Consider the following 18,582-nt stretch of genomic DNA (forward strand, 5'->3'; position numbering starts at 1 on the left):
GGATGAAAATTTTACAAATAAATTGAAATACTAAATCAACGATTAAACGATATAAAAATGATTATAGAACCAAGAATGAGAGGATTTATTTGTTTGACAGCTCATCCTGATGGATGCGAACAAAATATAAAAAATCAAATTGAATACATTAAATCAAAAGGTGCTATCAATGGAGCTAAAAAAGTATTAGTAATTGGTGCTTCAACAGGTTTTGGATTAGCTTCAAGAATTTCTAGTGCTTTTGGATCAAATGCAGCTACTATAGGAGTGTTTTTTGAAAAGCCACCTACAGAAGGTAGAACTGCTTCTCCAGGTTGGTACAACTCTGCAGCTTTCGAAAAAGAAGCACATAAAGCAGGTCTGTATGCAAAAAGTATAAACGGAGATGCTTTTTCGAATGAAATAAAAAAACAAACATTAGACCTTATAAAAGCTGATTTAGGACAAGTAGATTTAATAATCTATAGCTTGGCTTCACCAGTTCGTATGCATCCTACTACAGGTATTTTACATCGTTCTGTATTAAAACCGATAGGTGGTACTTTTACTAATAAAACAGTAGATTTTCATTCTGGAAAAGTATCAGAGATTTCAATTGAACCATCTAGTGGTGATGATATTGAAAATACGGTTGCTGTAATGGGAGGTGAAGATTGGAAAATGTGGATCGATGCGTTAAAAGCAGAAAATTTATTGGCTCCAGGTGCAACAACTGTTGCTTATTCTTACATAGGGCCATCATTAACTGAAGCGGTTTATAGAAAAGGAACAATTGGTCGTGCTAAAGATGACTTGGAAGCTACCGCATTTACTATCACAGACAGTTTGGCTGACATTGACGGTAAAGCCTATGTTTCTGTAAATAAAGCTTTAGTAACACAAGCGAGTTCAGCGATTCCAGTTATTCCTTTGTATATTTCGTTATTGTATAAAATAATGAAAGAAGAAGGAATTCACGAAGGTTGTATCGAACAAATTCAACGTTTGTATGCTGATAGATTGTTCTCCGGAAAAGAAATACCTACAGATGAAAAAGGAAGAATTCGTGTTGACGATTGGGAAATGCGTCCTGATGTTCAAGAAAAAATAGCCAAGTTATGGCAAGAAGCAACAACTGAGAACCTAGCGGACCTTGGAGATTTAGAAGGATACAGAAGTGATTTTCATAATCTTTTCGGATTTGGATTTGCTGGAGTAGACTACAAAGCAGAAGCAAACGAAATGGTAGGTGTTGAGAGTATTGCATAATACGATTTAACAGCAGTGAATTTTTGTAAAACACTTTAATTTCATATTGGTTTATCCTTTAGAAATTAAGGTGTTTTTTTATTTTAAATCAAACACTTTAAATAGAAATTAGCATGTATAATTTATTAAAAGGAAAAAGAGGAATCATTTTCGGTGCGTTGGATGAAAACTCTATAGCTTGGAAAACAGCGGAAAGAGTTCATGAAGAAGGAGGTGTTTTTGTTCTTTCGAATGCTCCAGCGTCAATAAGGATGGGTTCAATTGATGCACTTGGTAAAAAAACCGGGGCACAAATTATTGCTGCTGATGCGACTTCGGTGGCTGATTTAGAAAATTTAGTAGATCAAGCTATGGATATTCTAGGAGGCAAAATAGATTTTGTTTTGCATTCAATCGGAATGTCAGTCAATGTTAGAAAAGGAAATCATTACACCAATCAAAATTACGAGTATACAGAAAAGGGATGGAATGTATCTGCTGTTTCTTTTCATAAGGTAATGCAAGTATTGTATAAAAAAGACGCCATGAACGAATGGGGGAGCATTGTCGCCTTGTCTTATATGGCAGCGCAACGTGTTTTTCCGGATTACAACGATATGGCTGACAATAAAGCGTATTTGGAGTCGATTGCTCGTAGTTTTGGGTATTTCTTTGGTAGAGATAAAAAAGTGAGAGTAAATACCATATCGCAATCACCAACGGCTACCAAAGCAGGACAAGGAGTAAAGGGGTTTGGTGGTTTTATCGATTTTGCTAATAAAATGGCGCCCTTAGGGAATGCAAGTGCTTTAGATTGTGCTAATTATACCGTTTCTATGTTTTCAGATTTAACAAAAATGGTCACACTTCAAAACCTTTTGCATGACGGTGGATTCTCTAATATGGGAGTCAGTCAGGAAGTAATGAAAATGTTTGAATAGCGGTAAAGACCTATTTAAATTTAATACAGAACCATCAATTATAAGTTGATGGTTTTTTTTATGAATACTACATAATAGTATATCTTTGCTGCCTTATTTATTTTTTAACTAATACCATAGTAAATAGATGTTTTTTTCTTTAATTATCCCCGTTTACAATAGACCCGAAGAAGTTGATGAACTATTAGAAAGTTTATCAAAATCAAATTATAATGAAGATTTTGAAATTGTAATTATAGAGGATGGCTCTTCTCTAAAATGTGATGATGTGGTTCAAAAATACGATGATAAATTAACTATTGCCTATTACTACAAAGATAATTCTGGCCCTGGGGATTCTAGGAATTACGGAATGAAAAAAGCAAAGGGCGATTACTTTATTATTTTTGATTCTGATTGTATTATTCCTGCAGAATATTTTAACGAAGTAGATATGGCTTTAAATCAAAATTACGCGGATTGCTTCGGAGGTCCTGATCGTGCACTTGATAGCTTTTCAGATATACAAAAGGCAATCAATTTTGCTATGACTTCATTCTTGACTACTGGAGGAATAAGAGGCGGTTCTGAAAAAATAGGTAAATTCCAACCAAGAAGTTTCAATATGGGATTGTCTAGAAAAGCGTTTGAAGCATCAAAAGGCTTTGGAAACATCCATCCTGGAGAAGACCCAGACTTATCAATCCGATTATGGAATTTAGGTTTTGAAACCAAACTCTTCGCAAATGCGTATGTATATCATAAGAGAAGGATTGATTGGGACAAGTTTTCAGTACAAGTTAATAAATTTGGTAAAGCAAGACCAATACTTAATAGTTGGTACCCGCAACACAATAAGCTTACGTTTTTTTTCCCCTCTGTTTTTATTATTGGATTTGTGATAGCAGTACTATTATTGATTTTCAATATTGATTTATTACTAAAGTTATATTTCATTTACTTTTTGGTACTATTTTTGGTCTCAACATATCAGAATAGAAGTATTAAAATTGGCTATTTATCGTTAGTAGCCGTATGGAAACAGTTTTATGGCTACGGAATAGGTTTTATAGAATCATTTATAAAAATTATTATTTTGAAGAAAAAGCCACAAAATGCTTTTCCTGAATTGTTTTTTAAAGTATAATTATGACTAAAATTATAGGTTTAACAGGAGGAATCGGCAGCGGAAAAACTACGATTGCAAAGTATTTTAAGTCTTTGGGGCTACCTGTTTATATAGCAGATGACGAAGCAAGGAAAATTATGCAAACTCCTAAAGTTATAGGTGCCATTAAAGAAACATTTGGTGAGACACTTTTTGAAGGAACAATTCTGAAAAGAGATAAACTAGCTGAAATCGTGTTTCAAGCCCCTGGAAAATTAAAAGAACTTAATGCGATTGTTCATCCTGCAGTTAAGCAGCATTTTAAAGAATGGCTTATGGAACATAAAAAGTTTCCAATTATAATTTATGAAGCAGCCATTTTATTTGAAAGCGGAAATTATAAAGACTTCGACCTAATAATTACGGTCACAGCACCATTAGAATCACGCATTCAACGTGTAATTGAACGAGATAAAACAACGAGAGAGCAGGTTTTGGAAAGAATAAATTCACAATGGACTGATGAACAGCGGGTTTCAAAAAGTGATTATGTTATTGAAAACATTGATGTTGAAATGGCTAAAAGAAAAACGGATGAAATTCTTAAAATTTTGAAGATTAAACAAAACGAGTGTTAGATGTTAATGTTTGGTTAATATATTATCATTCATACTGTTAAAATGTTAATTTTGCTCTGATGAATAAACTTTTTTTTAGATTACTAGTTTTGTTAATGAGTTTATCCTTAATTGGTATAATTCTTGTCCAGGTGTATTGGTTCGATAGTTCATTTAAAAATAATGATGAACAATTTAAATTTCACGTAACGCAGGTTATTGGTAATGTAGCAGATAAACTTCAAAAACAAGAAGCGTATAGTTTTTATAATAGATACAATACCATAAAAGATAGCACGGGCCAAACGCCAAAAAAAGAAGATTTAACAGAGTTTTATTATGTACAGAGAAATACAAAAACGAATAAAACTATTGTCTATTCCAATAGTGTTATTTCTGAAGATTATGATATTTCATCGTCATTATTTAATAAGAAATTTAATAATGAGAAGTTCAAGAATTTTAGTTCTAAACGGGTAACAGAGGTATATAACAATAACACGGTTGATAAATCAAGTTTATCTAATAATCTACTTCCTGACGTAACGATTGAAAAATCAGGTAATCTAGATGTACTAGATAAAGTGCAATTTGAAATCTCTTACAAAGATATTGCAGCTGCAATGCCACTGCAAGAAAGGGTTTCGGTAGAGACTTTACAGAAACTAATAAAAAAGGAATTAGAGGTATCTGGAGTAAAAACAAAATTTGAATTCGGAATTTACAGTAACGGCATTGCCACGAACGTAAAGTCGCCTGATTTTAAATATGATGAGGGAGCAACCTATACGGTACCAGTATATGCGGACAATGAGGGAAATGAAAAATACAAGTTATTAGTTAGTTTTCCGCACAAGAAAAAATTCTTGTTGTCCGAATTGATAAGTATAACCGTATTGTCGATTATTTTTACGTTAATTATTATTGTGGCCTATACAAGTGCATTAAATCAATTAATACGCCAACGTCAAATTTCTGAAATTAAAACAGATTTCATTAATAATATGACGCATGAGTTTAAAACACCTATTGCCACAATTAATTTGGCTTTGGATGCAATTAAGAACCCAAAAATAATTGATGACAAGGAAAAGGTTTTCAAATACTTGCAGATGATTCGGGATGAAAATAAACGGATGCATGCCCAGGTCGAAAATGTGTTAAGAATTTCTAAACTCGAGAAAAAGGAGCTTGATATAGAAAAAGAATCGAGCAATGTTGAAGAAGTTATAGTTGATGCTATTGAGCATGTGAACTTAATTCTAGAAGATAGAGAAGGACAAATTACAACTCATTTTGAAGCGGCGAGAACCACCGTTTTAATGAATGATGTACATTTTACCAATGTAATCGTTAATGTTCTTGAAAATGCAATTAAATACTCTCCTGATGTACCAGATATTGATGTGTATACAGAAAATATTAAAGATATGATCCTTATTAAAGTGCAGGATAAAGGATTAGGAATGAGTAAAGTAGCTCAAAAAAGAGTTTTTGAAAAGTTTTATAGAGAACACACTGGAAATATACATAATGTGAAAGGTCATGGCTTAGGCTTAGCCTACGTTAAAAGGATTGTAGAAGATCATAACGGTCAGGTATATGTAGAAAGTGAAAAAGGGAAAGGGAGTACCTTTATAATAAAATTACCCCTAATAAATTAAAATACCGCAAATAAATTATAATATGGAAAATATAAATAAAAAAATACTTTTAGTAGAAGACGACCTTAATTTTGGTGCAGTACTTAAAGATTATTTAATGCTAAATGATTTTGATGTTACTTTGGCTAAGAATGGTATGGAAGGATTTGAAAAATTCAAAAAAGACACCTACGATTTATGTATTCTGGATGTAATGATGCCGTATAAGGATGGCTATACATTAGCTAAGGAAATAAGAGAGAAAAATAGCGAAGTACCTATTATTTTCCTTACTGCAAAATCAATGAAAGAGGATGTTTTAAAAGGATACAAAGCGGGAGCTGATGATTACTTGAACAAACCTTTTGATTCCGAAGTGTTGTTGATGAAAATAAAAGCGATCATTCAAAGAAAATCTTCTGATTCTAAAACAGAGCAAGTTCAATTTGAATTCAATATTGGGAAATTTCATCTTAATTCTAAATTGAGATTTTTAACTTTTGATAATCAAGAACCAATTAAATTGTCTCCAAAAGAGAATGAATTATTGAAAATGTTAATTCTTCATGAAAATGATTTAATGCCTAGAGAATTAGCCTTGACAAAAATATGGAGAGATGATAACTATTTCACGTCTAGAAGTATGGATGTGTACATCGCTAAGCTAAGAAAGTATCTTAAATTAGATGAAGATGTAGAAATCTTGAATATTCACGGTGAAGGTTTTAGATTAGTTGTAAAAAACAAAGTAGAAAAATAAAATAGAGAAGGCTTCGAGAAATCGAAGCCTTTTTTTGTGCTTTTTTCCAGTCTCGTCCTAAAGACGAGACTACAATCTTTTTTGCCATGCCGAATTGTCGTTATTGGCATAAAAGGATATTTGCCTCTATTTGGGCTAGCATTTTGTAGAAATAAGATGTTTTTATTTCCAATTCAATTGTAAAGCAAAGCAGGTTTTATCTTCTTTTGTGATACTAAATGTACTAGATTCTTCTGATAGATTCTCATGTATTACAACGGTATCATTTAAAGATAATTCTTTCATAAAATTCATTTCAAAACTATTCAGCTTTTGATTCAGAATCAATTTTTCGTCCACATGGTCTAAGCACCATTCTAGGTATTTTACATTATTAACATGATTGACAATATCTAAATCAGATAAGTAAACCACTTTCTTAAAAACCACTTCTTTCTCTGGATTGACCGTTATTTTGGAAAAACTTTCTACGGTTGGTTTTCGTTCGGGATACAGTTCGAAATGTTCATATGGTAAGGCTAATGCTTCCGGACGGCGTTTCTCTGTATTAAATACAGCCCAAAAAGTTTCTGAACCAACAATTTTAATACCGTTTATATGCATTTCTAATGCACGCACAGAACGGGAGTTTTCTAGGGTGTTAATCCATGTTGTTACCGTGACTACATCTCTCCATTTTGGTAATGCGCTAATTTCAACACGCATTCTGCTTAGTACCCAAGCTTGACTGAATTCCTGCATATCAGAAAAACTAATACCACCCATATCAGAATGTGCCGCAGCAGTTAATTGCAGAATATTACATAAGTCAGTGTATTTTAAATAGCCATTAGGCATGCATTGGGTGAAATTGATTTCCCAATCCTTACTTAAAACAGAAGTGAAATTTGGAGCTATTGGCATGAAAATTTAAGATTTTTGATTAACGATTTAGGATTTTAGAATGGCATGTGGCATAACTATTTCCAAAATCTAACTTTTATTTTATGGAGTTGACGTAATCGATAATTGTTGTATAAGGTGTTTCAAAATCAAACCATTTTGTGTTTTCATCTCTTTTGAACCAAGTGAGTTGACGCTTGGCAAAACGTCGAGTGTTTTTCTTGATTTCTTCGATAGCAAATTCCAAGCTAAAATCTCCATCAAAGTAGCTAAACAATTCTCTGTATCCTACGGTTTGTAGGGCATTCAACTCTTTGTTTTTATATAGGCTTTTGGCTTCTGCCAATAATCCTGCGTTCATCATAATATTGACGCGTTGGTTAATTCGGTTGTACATTACGCTTCTTTCTGCTTCAAGACCGATAAGAATAGGAGTGAAGCTGCGTTCGTTCGTTTTCTGATTCAAAAAGGAAGAGTACGGCCGTGCTGCGCCAATGCATACTTCTAGAAAGCGCATCATCCGCTGCGGGTTTTGAAGGGTTTGCGGATTTTCTTTTGTTATGCTTTCAAAGTAAGCGAAATCAAGTGTTTTTAATTGCTCTTGCAAATAAACGATACCAAGTTTTTCATACTGTGCATTTACAGCTTCGCGTACTGAAGGATCTATTTCAGGGAACTCATCAAAGCCTTTTAAAACAGCATTTACATACAAACCAGAGCCTCCTACGAGTATTACATAATCATTTATCAAAAATAATTCATCGCTTTTTTTAATCGCGTCTTTCTCAAAATCACCAACGGTATAATTCTCAAATATGGATTTATTTTGGATGAAATGATGCGGAGCAGCAGCTAATTCGGTTGCGGTAGGAGTGGCGGTTCCAATTGTCATTTCCTTGAAAAATTGTCGGCTATCACAAGAAATAATTTCGCATTGAAAATGATTAGCCAAAATAATACTTAAGGCTGTTTTTCCTATGGCTGTAGGCCCGACAATGGTGATGAGATGTTTCATATTTATTTTTAGCCCAGATAGCAACGTAAACCCCGGATGACTGCAAGTTAGTATTTATTGACGTAAAAGAGCGCCTTTAGAAGCTCCTTTTATGTCTTAGAAATACAACTTGTAGGAGGAGGAGTTGTAGTGCATAGCTGGAATTGCTTCATAGCTTATTTAGTATCAAATGAATGTCCGCAATGGGGGCAAAAGTTAGCATTTCCTGGATAATCTTCGGTACCGCAGTTTGTACATGGTTTTTTATGAATAGCGACTTTATCATGAGTTCTTTTGGCGATTTCGGCAGTTACGATACCAGTAGGTACTGCGATGATGCCGTATCCCAAAATCATAACAAAAGAAGCGATAAATTGTCCTAATGGTGTCTCAGGAGAGATGTCTCCATAGCCAACGGTAGTTAGGGTGACAATTGTCCAATAAATACTGGCCGGAATACTGGTAAAACCACTTTCCTTACCTTCTACTAGGTACATTATCGATCCAATGATAATGGTGGAGATCAATACAAAGTATATGAAGACTATGATTTTGCCCTTGCTGGCTTTAATGGCTTGGTTTAACTGCAGTGACTGACTTGTAAACTGTGGATGGTTTAGTATCTTGAATAATCGCAGTAGTCGTAACGAACGTACGACGGTCAGAATACTGGTTCCCATAAAGAAAATGGACAAATACATGGGCAAAATAGCGAGCAAATCAATGATGCCATAGAAACTGGACATGTATTTCCAGGGTTTATTGATTGTAATGATTCTTAAAATGTATTCGATGGTAAATAATCCAGTGATAATCCACTCGAGAAGTACAAGGTAGGAATGGTATTTTAAATCAAATTCAGCAACGGTTTCCATCATTACTAAAAGAACACTCAACAAAATAAGACCAAGGAGAATTAAATCGAATAATCGACCCGCTTTTGTGCTAGTTCCATAGATTATTACATTTGCTTTTTGTCTAAAACGGTCATACTTTGATTTCAATTCAGCCATAAGTAGTTCGGATATTTGAGATTATATCTTAGAAATTTATGATTTTGAATCCTTTGTTTTTTCTAATATGTCCCTGAATGATATTACGGGTATCACGATTATTTTGCATTGGAATAATGATGTTTTTCAGGATTTCGATTTCCGTAATCTGATAATTTAAATCATAGAAAGTATACCCTTTGTAAACTCCATTTTCAACTAACACAGCACTGCGTTCATTGATCGTTCTTCCTTTCTCAATGATTACCATACTTTTGTTTTCAAAAGAGCTTTGCGCGATGAAATTAGCTACTCTTTCATTATACTCGACGGCAGGAATAGTGCCTATGCAAGCTCCGTCACATTCATTAATGGTTTGTTGGTAACAACAAGTTTTAGAAGTATATAAACCCGTTAACTTCTGGCATAACTTGAAGTCTGATGTTATTAGGGACAAGGCATGTTTACCTTCTTGTATATTGATATAAGAAAGGATTTCTTTCTTTCTACCGTCGGCCTTTTCAAGCTTCAAGTTTAAGTATCCGTTAGTATCTTTCTCAGCATAGATAGACCACGAATAATTGCTCTTTTTTGACATCCTGTTGTAAATAGGCCTGTTGATTTTTATTTCTTCTGTTTCCTTTAGAAGGGCTACTAATTCACTGCCAGTTTCTTCAAAAGTTACCGTAAACACTTCGGCTTGAATTTTTTTGGCACTTCTCGTTATTCCAGTAAAATGCTGGTTTACTCTTTTTTTAATGTTCTTACTTTTTCCAATAAATATAATTTTACCATCCTTGTTGTGAATATAATAGACACCTGTTCTTGAAGGTACACTTTCAACGATTTCAAGTAAGTTTGGAGCAATTCCTTTTTGAACTGCTGCTTTAATGAGATCTGTGATAATAGTTTTTTCTAAATCTTTATCCAGTAACATTTTGAACAATTTGACTGTTGCCAAAGCATCACCACTAGCACGATGTCTGTCAGCCATTGGAATTCCTAACGCTCTAACAAGCTTTCCTAAACTGTGTGAAAGTTGTTCTGGCATTAATTTTTTAGACAACTCTACTGTGCAAAGTGTCTTTGTATTAAAATCGTAGCCAAGGCGGCGAAATTCTGTTTGTAGAATTCGGTAGTCAAAATCGGCATTGTGTGCTACAAGTACGCAATCATTTGTCATTTCGATAATGCGTTTTGCCACTTCAAAAAACTTGGGAGCTGATTGCAACATGGCATTATTGATACCCGTCAGTTTTACTACAAAAGGCTGAATTGGAATTTCAGGATTGACTAAACTAATGAATTGATCTACGATTTCATGACCATCAAATTTGTAAATGGCGATTTCGGTAATTCCTTCTTCATTGAATTGTCCTCCTGTGGTTTCTATGTCTAGTATTGCGTACAAAATAAGTATTCAGTGTTCAGTTTTTAGTAATCAGTTTTTTAGTAGCTATTTTGAAATGTGAAATCAAAAAATCAATTTCTTCCTCCAAAGATACTACTTCCTATTCGAACCATCGTGCTTCCACAATCGATGGCCAGTTTATAGTCTCCTGACATTCCCATTGACAACGTAGTCATTTGGCAGTTGTCAGTTTGCTTTGATTCCAATTTATCAAAAATTGATTTCAAATGCATGAATTCTTTTTTGACTTGCTCTTTATTATCGGTAAATGTCGCCATTCCCATTAATCCGGTAATTCGTATGTTTTTCATTTCTTTAAACTCCCTTGAAGCTAGGAGGGAATTTAGTTCTTCATTGTCAAGACCAAATTTGGTTTCCTCCTCAGCAATGTGCATTTGTAATAAGCAATCAATAACTCGGTTATTTTTTAAAGCCTGCTTATTGACTTCCTTCAGTAACTTAAAACTGTCCACACCATGTATCAAGCTAACGAATGGAGCCATAAATTTTACCTTATTTGTCTGAACGTGACCAATCATATGCCAGTGAATATCTTTCGGCATGGCCTCCCATTTCTCGGCCATTTCCTGAATTTTGTTTTCACCAAAAATGCGTTGACCTGCATTATAGGCTTCCATCAAATCTGGAATAGGTTTAGTCTTGGAAACAGCAACTAGCGTTACATGTTCCGGTAAAGTATTTTTTATAGAAAGTAAATTTTCAGTTATTGACATTGTGTGATTTTTAATTTATAGATTTTTTCAATAGAACTTAAAGTTCATAGATGACTATTCCGCTTCTAAACTTTGGTTCGATATAGGTGCTTTTTGGAGGCATAATTAAATCCGCATCTGCCAAAGCTTTAATCTCATTAATATTGGACGGAAAAAGAATAAACCCTACTTCGAATTCTCCTTCATCTATAATTTTTTTTAATTCCAGAATGGATTGCTTTCCAGAAACGTATTCTATCCGTTCATCATCGCGTAAATCCTTTATCGCCAAAAGCGGTAAAAGTATTGTTTCGTATAAAATTTGCGTATCTAGACTTTCTAAAGCTGTTTTGAAAACAAATTTTTCCTTTCTTACTATTAAACTATAGAATTCATTATCAAGATACATCCCAAATTGTTGCTTCTCAGTAGGTTGAAATGGTTGTTGCTTTAGATTTTCAATTATAAAATTCTTATCTAGTTCTGTGATAAAAGCCTCTTTTTCAAAACCATTTAAGTCTTTTACTAATCGATTAAATTCGTATACCTTAACATTGTTTTCAGAAATTAAATAACTCAGTAAATAGTCTTTAGCGGTATTCTCCGAGTTCTTATTTTCTTCCGACAATAATGCCGCAGCTGCTGAACGGTGGTGGCCATCAGCGATATACAGCGTAGTTATTTTTTCAAAAATATTCTGAATCCAATTGATCTCTAATGCGTCATCAATTTTCCATAAATAATTAATTTCTTTTTTAGTGCTGGAAAATTCAAAATCAGCTAATTTTTGAGTTCTGTTAAAAATCCAATTTTCTAGCGTTTTATTATCGGGATAGGTCATTAAAACGGGCTCCGAATTGAACTCTGAAAATTTCATGTAATCTTTAAGCAATTGTACTCTAAAAGCAATAGTTTCCTCGTGCTTTTTAATGCTATTATTGCGATAGTCATCGATGCTAGTTCCAACAATAATACCTGTAAAAGAATGTTTATTAGTTATTATTTTATGAATGTAAATAGCTGGATTTTTGTCTTGTACTAAAATCTTTTCTGTCTTGAAATCCTGATACTTTTGATTTACTTGGCGGTATCTTTTTTCAAAGGATACTGTCTCCTGATTCGTATAAGCCGGTTTTAAAACATGAAGAAATGAAAGGGGATTAAAATCCAATTGCGCGGCTAATTCAGCAGTGACGTATTCTTCGTAAGAACGACAGCTTACAAGGCAAACTTTATCACGTGTAGGGCGTACCGCTTTAAAAGGAATTATTTTAGCCATTATTTATAGTGTTAAGTTGCAGTCTCAAAATTCAGTAGAAATTGCGACTGCTAACTTTGACTTTATACGAATTGTTTAGAGATTTTCTCTGCTTTTTTGCTTTCTGAGTAATCGTAAAATCCTTCTCCAGATTTCACTCCTAATTTTCCGGCGCGAACCATATTCACTAATAGTGGGCAAGGAGCATATTTTGGGTTTTTGAAACCGTCATACATCACGTTTAGAATTGCTAAACATACATCAAGTCCGATGAAATCTGCTAATTGCAATGGTCCCATAGGGTGACCCATTCCGAGCTTCATAACGGTATCAATTTCATACACACCCGCTACTTTATTGTACAAAGTTTCGATAGCTTCATTGATCATTGGCATCAAAATTCTATTAGCAACAAAACCAGGATAATCATTTACTTCAACTGGTGTCTTTCCTAGTTTTTCTGATAAAGTCATAATTGTTTTAGTTACTTCATCACTTGTGTTGTACCCACGAATGATTTCGACTAATTTCATGATAGGCACCGGATTCATAAAGTGCATCCCGATAACTCTTTCTGGATGAGAAACGACAGCTCCAATTTGAGTAATAGAAATCGAAGATGTATTAGTAGCTAATATTGTGTCTGGTGAACAAGCCTCGTTTAATTGCTGGAAAATATTTAATTTCAAATCTACATTTTCGGTTGCTGCTTCTACCACCAAATCAACACCTACAACTCCGTCTTTGATATCAGTGTAGGTAATTATATTTGTGATTGTTTTTGCTTTATCTTCTGCGGTAATGACTCCTTTTGAAATCATTCTATCTAAATTAGCGGCAATTGTTGCCATTCCTTTATCTAAAGATTTTTCAGAAACATCAATTAATTTTACTGTAAAACCACTTTGAGCAAATGTATGGGCTATTCCATTACCCATTGTTCCTGCTCCGATTACTGCTATTATTTTCATTTATTGTTTATTTAATTCTAAAGTTTTCTCGTTTAACTTTTAAATTCGAAATGTTGTTCTATTTTTTAAAACAATCGATAATTTGATAAGCAACTCTTAATGCTTCCGTAGCTTGTTCTAAAGTCACAACAGGAGTTGAATTTGTATTGATCGCATCTGCAAATGTTTCTAGTTCCTCCAAAATAGCGTTATTTTGCTCCACTTCTGGATTTGAGAAATAAATTTGCTTTTTTACGCCTTCCGCATTTTGCAAAATCATATCAAAATCGCCAGGAGTTTCCGGAGCATCTTTCATTTTTACGACTTCACATTTTTTTTCCAAGAAATCAACTGATATGTATGCATCTTTTTGAAAGAAGCGGGTTTTTCGCATATTTTTCATCGAAATTCTACTGGCAGTCAAATTAGCAACACAGCCATTTTCAAATTCGATTCGGGCATTTGCAATATCTGGAGTGTCACTAATTACAGATACACCACTGGCACTTATGTTTTTAACTTTAGATTTTACTACACTTAAAATTACATCAATGTCATGTATCATTAAATCTAAAACTACAGGAACATCTGTACCGCGAGGATTAAATTCGGCCAAACGATGGGTTTCGATAAACATGGGATTTTCAATCATGTTTTTAGTTGCAATAAATGCAGGATTGAATCGTTCTACATGTCCCACTTGTCCCTTCACATTGTACTCATTGGCCAAAGCAATGATTTCTTCCGCTTCTTCAATCGTGTTTGAAATGGGTTTTTCAATAAAAACGTGTTTGCCTGATTTGATGGCAACTTTCGCACATTTATAATGAGAAAGTGTTGGGGTTACAATGTCAATTACATCAACTGCATGAATAAGAGTAGCAATTGTACTAAAATGTTTGTATCCAAATTCTTTAGAAATTTTCTCAGCATTCTCTTGATTTGGGTCATAAAACCCAACTAATTCATATTTTTCAGACTGTTGTAATAAACGTAAATGTATTTTTCCTAGGTGACCAGCGCCTAATACTCCAATTTTCAGCATAATGATGTTGTTTCCACAAAAATAGGAATAAAATGATTAATCCGTTAAGGATAAACGACAATTATTTGGGGATTTAAAAATTATAATTTGTTAATTATAATTAGAATTTGTTTTCTATTTTTACCAAAATAAAATAAAAAACTTTGAAAGACACAGCCAAACATCAAGGACTTCGGAATCAATTAGTAAGCGTTTTACAACAAAAAGGGATTACCGATCTAACTGTTTTGGATGCGATAAAAAAGATACCCCGACACTTATTTTTAAATTCTAGTTTTGAAGATTATGCCTATCAGGATAAAGCTTTTCCTATTGCTGCCGGTCAAACAATCTCGCAACCGTACACCGTAGCCTTTCAGTCCCAATTATTAGAAATTAAAAAAGAGCATAAAGTTTTGGAAATTGGAACAGGATCAGGATATCAAACAGCGGTTTTGTGCCTGATGGGAGCTAAGGTCTATAGTGTAGAGCGACAAAATGAATTATTTAAACAAACCTCGGCTTTGTTACCAAAATTAGGGATTCGTCCAAAACATCTTTCTTTTGGAGATGGTTATAAAGGATTACCGAGTTATGCTCCTTTTGACAGTATTATTGTTACTGCGGGTGCACCATTTATACCACAACCGTTGATGGCGCAATTAAAAATAGGAGGTAGGCTTGTGATTCCGTTAGGGGATGAAGTGCAAATTATGACTTTGTTGATAAGAGTAAATGAAACGCAATTCGAGAAACATGAACTGGGAGAATTTAAATTCGTTCCTTTATTAGAAGATAAAAATTAAATAAAAGCCTCTTTTAAAGAGGCTTTTATTGACTAACAGTTTCTATATAATGTTCTAGACTTTGTTTTTCAATTTGAGCTACAAAAAGTATAAAATCGTCTTTGTTTTCTTTTGTTATCGCTCCTTTTAGTGCTTGGTAATATAAATTTCGCTGGTCGTTGTCCGCTTTAATACTTGCTACTAGGTAACCATGTTGTAGGAGAATACTATTCATAATCAGTCGCGATACTTTCCCGTTTCCATTGATAAAAGGATGAATAGTTAGAAAACGTTCTTTTACAGTGGCTGCCAATATAACGGGATGTATCTTATTTTTATTACCTTCATACCAATTAAAAAGGGCTTCTACTTCTTGTGGAATAGCGGGGGGGTCACATGGATTAAAGCTTTTATCTTTTATCGTTATAGCTACAGCGCGATATTGACCGGCTTCTTTTGGTAAAATTCCCCTTAAAATAATAGAATGCAAGGAGACGATTTCTTTTTCAAGAAGAGCTTCATTATTTTGAATCCTGTTTTTGATAAATTCAATTGCTTCCTGATGGTTAATTGCCTCCAGATGTTCACGCATACTTTTGCCGGAGATTGTTTGACCTTCATTAATAACCAAATCGGTTTCTTCTAGCGAAAGTGTATTTCCTTCCATCCAATTGCTACAAAAGGTATATTCTACTTCTAACGCTTGCGTGATTGAACTAGTTTTAATTTGGGAAAAAGTTTTCAGTTTTGACTTAATAAAATCTATTTCATCTAAAATTTTTTGAAGAAGGGTCGAAACTTTTTTAACAGGCAAGATGCTATTCAATTTAATTTCTTCCTCGGCTGCTCGCAATGCTTTTAAGGCAAATTCATCTTGTCCAATTTCATGTATAATTTTCTCTTTCAACCAAGAAACCATTATGGTTTCCAAATCAATTTCTAGAAGTGTAGCTAATATTGTGACTTGATCTTTGGTTGGTTTTCTGCTTCCGCTTTCGAATTTACTAATTAATGCTTGATCGATGCCTAAAAGCTGAGCTACTTCCCTTGTTTTTAAGTTTTTTAGCTCACGTGCTTTTTTGAGTAGTGTCTTCATTTTTAAGTCAGGAGTTAAGTAGTCTTGACAAATTTAGTCATCAGTATACATAATAAAAAAAGGAAAATGAATTCCCTTTTTTATTAAAATTCTTTTTTAATTCGGGCTAAATCGCGTTTAGTATCTTGTTCTTTTAGTGATTCTCGTTTATCATAGGTCTTTTTACCTCGACAAAGACCTATTTCTAATTTTGCTAATCCTTTTTCGTTAGTAAATAACTTTAAAGGGACGATGGTAAGTCCTTTGGCTTGAACACTACGTGCTAAACTTTTTAATTCTCTTTTGTTTAACAATAGTTTTCGCTCGCTACGTGCTTTGTGATTGAATTGATTTCCAAAAGTATATTCTTCAATATAGGTATTTATAGCAAAAAGTTCGGTACCACTAAACTCGCAAAAACTTTCAGTGATATTAGCCTTTCCTAAACGGATTGATTTGATTTCAGTTCCCGCCAAAACAATTCCCGCAGTGAATTTCTCGATTATTTCATAATCGTATCGGGCTCTTTTATTAAGTATGTTGATTGTTTTTAGCATATAAGTACAAATGTACAAACTATTTATTCAACAAAAAATTATTAAAAACTATTATCACCTGTTTAAATGTAGATCTTAATTTGTAGTAATTATCATTGTTAATCTAGATTTTGTTATATTCGTTTAATTAATATTAAAAAACAAACAATATGATAAAAAATTTATTAAGAATTTCGGTTATTTCGATTGTGTTTTTTGCTTCTTGTTCTAAAGACGATAATATCAAGGAAGGTAGTATAGTTATAGAGGCATCTCAAAAAGATCCTCTAAGTGCACTCGAAATTAATGCAAAAATTGATGAGTCAATTAATACAAAAGGGTCTTTTAATTGGAAGGAGTCATCAAGTCATTTGCTTTGGAGTGCAATAGCTCAAGGGCAAAACATTGTAACTATAGGATTTGGAAATTCAAAAGATGATATCGAAAGAGCAAAATTATCTGATAATGAGAAAATACAAAATGATTTGCTCGCAATTATTATGAAATATGAAGGAACAAATTTAGACAAGACTTTAATTTCATCCGATGAATATTTAAATTTAATAGATGTTGTTATTTCTAAACAAGAAACTATTATTGCTTTAAGGAAAAGTAAATATATCCGATATATTGAACCAGGTGATTACAAATATTTCGAAGGTAAAAGAGTGTTAGAGAAAATGGCCTCAGGTTCAGGTTCAGGTTGTGGGTATGACGCTTCTACATTAAGCACTGCAGATTATACTTTTATTACGCCAAATTCAAAAGCACCGTGGACTTTTTATAAACATAATATTCCAAGTGCATGGAGTTATAGTACAGGTAGAGGAGTTACTATAGCCATAGTTGATACAGGAGTTTCGCCAAATCAAACGTTATTAGGTTCTAGTTTTAATGATGGAAATTCGTCAGGAAGAACCATTCAGAAATATGGTGTTTATGTTGATTCTGTTTGGCCTTGGAGTACAACCACAGATGGCACAAGTGATTTGTGTGGTCATGGTACGAGTATGGCTTCAGTAGCTGCTGCTCCTAGAAATGATAATGGTTTGCCTGTTGGCGTGGCCTATAATGCCAACTTAGTGACTTATCGTGCTGCGTCTAATGTAGTTTTAGAAGGATATCACGAGCAGAACGGCGTTAAGAATGCATTTACTGCCTTAGGTAATCGAAGTGATGTGAAAATTATTTCGATGTCTATGGGACATATTTTTTCTGTGGGAAAAATTGAAGATGGAATAAAATATGCCTACAGTAAAGGAAAATTAATATTTTGTGCTGGTGGTACATCAACAAGTTTTACGACTTTTGTAGGAGTAATTTTCCCTGCATCAATGGCAGAAACTGTTGCAGTTACAGGTGTAAAAGAAGGTTCAACCTATGAAAAATGTGATGTTTGTCATACAGGAAGTAAAATTGATTTCACTATAGTTATGCAAAGATCAGGTTCTGGAAATACAGTTCCTGTAGATAGTTATTATGACAACCAATCTGATTATGTGGGTGGTTCATCAGTTGCAACAGCGACGACGGCGGGAATTGCTGCTTTAGTTTGGGCAAAAAATCCAAGTTGGAATAAAGACCAAGTTTTGACTAAAATGCGTCAATCAGCAAGTTTATATCCAAATAAAAACCCAGAATTTGGTTATGGAAATATTAATGCATTACTGGCCGTTCAATAATTGTA

At 33.6% G+C, this 18,582-nt stretch carries 18 protein-coding genes; 8 read left to right on the forward strand and 10 right to left on the reverse strand.

What is annotated here, in order from left to right; translation table 11 throughout:
- Positions 1-57: 57 nt before the first annotated feature.
- From fabV to AC4PRO_RS04725, 6 genes are all read left to right on the forward strand, one after another.
- Positions 58-1,248 (forward strand): enoyl-ACP reductase FabV, encoded by a 1,191-nt coding sequence (fabV, locus tag AC4PRO_RS04700; protein ID WP_074723685.1) that lies wholly within the window; start codon positions 58-60, stop codon positions 1,246-1,248.
- Positions 1,249-1,361: 113 nt separating this feature from the next.
- Positions 1,362-2,168 carry an enoyl-ACP reductase FabI gene (locus AC4PRO_RS04705; RefSeq protein ID WP_492116500.1) on the forward strand — a complete coding sequence of 269 codons (807 nt, stop codon included), beginning with the start codon at positions 1,362-1,364 and terminating at the stop codon, positions 2,166-2,168.
- A 127-nt stretch (positions 2,169-2,295) separates the two neighbouring features.
- On the forward strand, positions 2,296-3,294 hold the full coding sequence (locus AC4PRO_RS04710) for a glycosyltransferase family 2 protein (protein WP_492116501.1): 999 nt from the start codon (positions 2,296-2,298) through the stop codon (positions 3,292-3,294).
- 2 nt (positions 3,295-3,296) lie between these two features.
- Entirely contained in the window at positions 3,297-3,893 is a 597-nt protein-coding gene (gene coaE / locus AC4PRO_RS04715) for a dephospho-CoA kinase (RefSeq protein WP_492116502.1), read from the forward strand.
- Positions 3,894-3,952: 59 nt separating this feature from the next.
- Positions 3,953-5,536: a sensor histidine kinase gene (locus AC4PRO_RS04720; RefSeq protein WP_074723681.1), complete on the forward strand. Its 1,584-nt coding sequence runs from the start codon at positions 3,953-3,955 to the stop codon at positions 5,534-5,536.
- A 22-nt stretch (positions 5,537-5,558) separates the two neighbouring features.
- Complete coding sequence (locus tag AC4PRO_RS04725; RefSeq protein ID WP_074723680.1) at positions 5,559-6,275, forward strand: response regulator transcription factor; 717 nt, start codon at positions 5,559-5,561, stop codon at positions 6,273-6,275.
- 162 nt (positions 6,276-6,437) lie between these two features.
- On the opposite strand, the gene AC4PRO_RS04730 is transcribed toward AC4PRO_RS04725, so the two are convergent.
- The 8 genes from AC4PRO_RS04730 to AC4PRO_RS04765 form a co-directional block, all read right to left on the reverse strand.
- Complete coding sequence (locus tag AC4PRO_RS04730; protein WP_074723679.1) at positions 6,438-7,178, reverse strand: acyl-[acyl-carrier-protein] thioesterase; 741 nt, start codon at positions 7,176-7,178, stop codon at positions 6,438-6,440.
- Between the two features lie 76 nt (positions 7,179-7,254).
- The gene (gene miaA, locus AC4PRO_RS04735; protein WP_492116503.1) at positions 7,255-8,172 is read right to left on the reverse strand and encodes a tRNA (adenosine(37)-N6)-dimethylallyltransferase MiaA; all 918 of its coding nucleotides are present in this window, start codon (positions 8,170-8,172) and stop codon (positions 7,255-7,257) included.
- A 155-nt stretch (positions 8,173-8,327) separates the two neighbouring features.
- A complete protein-coding gene (locus AC4PRO_RS04740) occupies positions 8,328-9,164 on the reverse strand; it encodes an ion transporter (protein ID WP_492116504.1) in 837 nt (278 codons plus the stop codon).
- 28 nt (positions 9,165-9,192) lie between these two features.
- Positions 9,193-10,554 carry an exonuclease domain-containing protein gene (locus AC4PRO_RS04745; RefSeq protein ID WP_492116505.1) on the reverse strand — a complete coding sequence of 454 codons (1,362 nt, stop codon included), beginning with the start codon at positions 10,552-10,554 and terminating at the stop codon, positions 9,193-9,195.
- Positions 10,555-10,625: 71 nt separating this feature from the next.
- Complete coding sequence (locus AC4PRO_RS04750; protein ID WP_492116506.1) at positions 10,626-11,288, reverse strand: YggS family pyridoxal phosphate-dependent enzyme; 663 nt, start codon at positions 11,286-11,288, stop codon at positions 10,626-10,628.
- A gap of 37 nt (positions 11,289-11,325) precedes the next feature.
- Positions 11,326-12,546 (reverse strand): DUF1015 domain-containing protein, encoded by a 1,221-nt coding sequence (locus AC4PRO_RS04755; RefSeq protein ID WP_492116507.1) that lies wholly within the window; start codon positions 12,544-12,546, stop codon positions 11,326-11,328.
- 62 nt (positions 12,547-12,608) lie between these two features.
- Positions 12,609-13,496: a 3-hydroxyacyl-CoA dehydrogenase family protein gene (locus tag AC4PRO_RS04760; protein WP_492116508.1), complete on the reverse strand. Its 888-nt coding sequence runs from the start codon at positions 13,494-13,496 to the stop codon at positions 12,609-12,611.
- A 58-nt stretch (positions 13,497-13,554) separates the two neighbouring features.
- Entirely contained in the window at positions 13,555-14,520 is a 966-nt protein-coding gene (locus tag AC4PRO_RS04765) for a Gfo/Idh/MocA family protein (RefSeq protein WP_492116509.1), read from the reverse strand.
- A 143-nt stretch (positions 14,521-14,663) separates the two neighbouring features.
- Between AC4PRO_RS04765 and AC4PRO_RS04770 the strand changes: the two genes are divergently transcribed.
- A complete protein-coding gene (locus AC4PRO_RS04770) occupies positions 14,664-15,305 on the forward strand; it encodes a protein-L-isoaspartate(D-aspartate) O-methyltransferase (RefSeq protein WP_074723671.1) in 642 nt (213 codons plus the stop codon).
- A 25-nt stretch (positions 15,306-15,330) separates the two neighbouring features.
- On the opposite strand, the gene AC4PRO_RS04775 is transcribed toward AC4PRO_RS04770, so the two are convergent.
- Together AC4PRO_RS04775 and smpB are read right to left on the reverse strand one after the other, a co-directional pair.
- Positions 15,331-16,380 (reverse strand): Fic family protein, encoded by a 1,050-nt coding sequence (locus AC4PRO_RS04775; protein ID WP_492116510.1) that lies wholly within the window; start codon positions 16,378-16,380, stop codon positions 15,331-15,333.
- Positions 16,381-16,463: 83 nt separating this feature from the next.
- A complete protein-coding gene (gene smpB / locus AC4PRO_RS04780) occupies positions 16,464-16,916 on the reverse strand; it encodes an SsrA-binding protein SmpB (protein WP_074723669.1) in 453 nt (150 codons plus the stop codon).
- A gap of 149 nt (positions 16,917-17,065) precedes the next feature.
- Between smpB and AC4PRO_RS04785 the strand changes: the two genes are divergently transcribed.
- Complete coding sequence (locus tag AC4PRO_RS04785; protein ID WP_492116511.1) at positions 17,066-18,577, forward strand: S8 family peptidase; 1,512 nt, start codon at positions 17,066-17,068, stop codon at positions 18,575-18,577.
- The last annotated feature ends 5 nt before the right edge of the window (positions 18,578-18,582 follow it).

Source organism: Flavobacterium sp. DW-iso2 (genome assembly GCF_058725285.1).

What these genes read in the sequence shown, in the direction of transcription:
- fabV (WP_074723685.1), top strand. Translation starts at nt 58, where the DNA reads ATGATTATAGAACCAAGAATGAGAGGATTTATTTGTTTGACAGCTCAT.
- AC4PRO_RS04705 (WP_492116500.1), top strand. Translation starts at nt 1,362, where the DNA reads ATGTATAATTTATTAAAAGGAAAAAGAGGAATCATTTTCGGTGCGTTG.
- AC4PRO_RS04710 (WP_492116501.1), top strand. Translation starts at nt 2,296, where the DNA reads ATGTTTTTTTCTTTAATTATCCCCGTTTACAATAGACCCGAAGAAGTT.
- coaE (WP_492116502.1), top strand. Translation starts at nt 3,297, where the DNA reads ATGACTAAAATTATAGGTTTAACAGGAGGAATCGGCAGCGGAAAAACT.
- AC4PRO_RS04720 (WP_074723681.1), top strand. Translation starts at nt 3,953, where the DNA reads ATGAATAAACTTTTTTTTAGATTACTAGTTTTGTTAATGAGTTTATCC.
- AC4PRO_RS04725 (WP_074723680.1), top strand. Translation starts at nt 5,559, where the DNA reads ATGGAAAATATAAATAAAAAAATACTTTTAGTAGAAGACGACCTTAAT.
- AC4PRO_RS04730 (WP_074723679.1), bottom strand. Translation starts at nt 7,178, where the DNA reads ATGCCAATAGCTCCAAATTTCACTTCTGTTTTAAGTAAGGATTGGGAA.
- miaA (WP_492116503.1), bottom strand. Translation starts at nt 8,172, where the DNA reads ATGAAACATCTCATCACCATTGTCGGGCCTACAGCCATAGGAAAAACA.
- AC4PRO_RS04740 (WP_492116504.1), bottom strand. Translation starts at nt 9,164, where the DNA reads ATGGCTGAATTGAAATCAAAGTATGACCGTTTTAGACAAAAAGCAAAT.
- AC4PRO_RS04750 (WP_492116506.1), bottom strand. Translation starts at nt 11,288, where the DNA reads ATGTCAATAACTGAAAATTTACTTTCTATAAAAAATACTTTACCGGAA.
- AC4PRO_RS04755 (WP_492116507.1), bottom strand. Translation starts at nt 12,546, where the DNA reads ATGGCTAAAATAATTCCTTTTAAAGCGGTACGCCCTACACGTGATAAA.
- AC4PRO_RS04760 (WP_492116508.1), bottom strand. Translation starts at nt 13,496, where the DNA reads ATGAAAATAATAGCAGTAATCGGAGCAGGAACAATGGGTAATGGAATA.
- AC4PRO_RS04765 (WP_492116509.1), bottom strand. Translation starts at nt 14,520, where the DNA reads ATGCTGAAAATTGGAGTATTAGGCGCTGGTCACCTAGGAAAAATACAT.
- AC4PRO_RS04775 (WP_492116510.1), bottom strand. Translation starts at nt 16,380, where the DNA reads ATGAAGACACTACTCAAAAAAGCACGTGAGCTAAAAAACTTAAAAACA.
- smpB (WP_074723669.1), bottom strand. Translation starts at nt 16,916, where the DNA reads ATGCTAAAAACAATCAACATACTTAATAAAAGAGCCCGATACGATTAT.
- AC4PRO_RS04785 (WP_492116511.1), top strand. Translation starts at nt 17,066, where the DNA reads ATGATAAAAAATTTATTAAGAATTTCGGTTATTTCGATTGTGTTTTTT.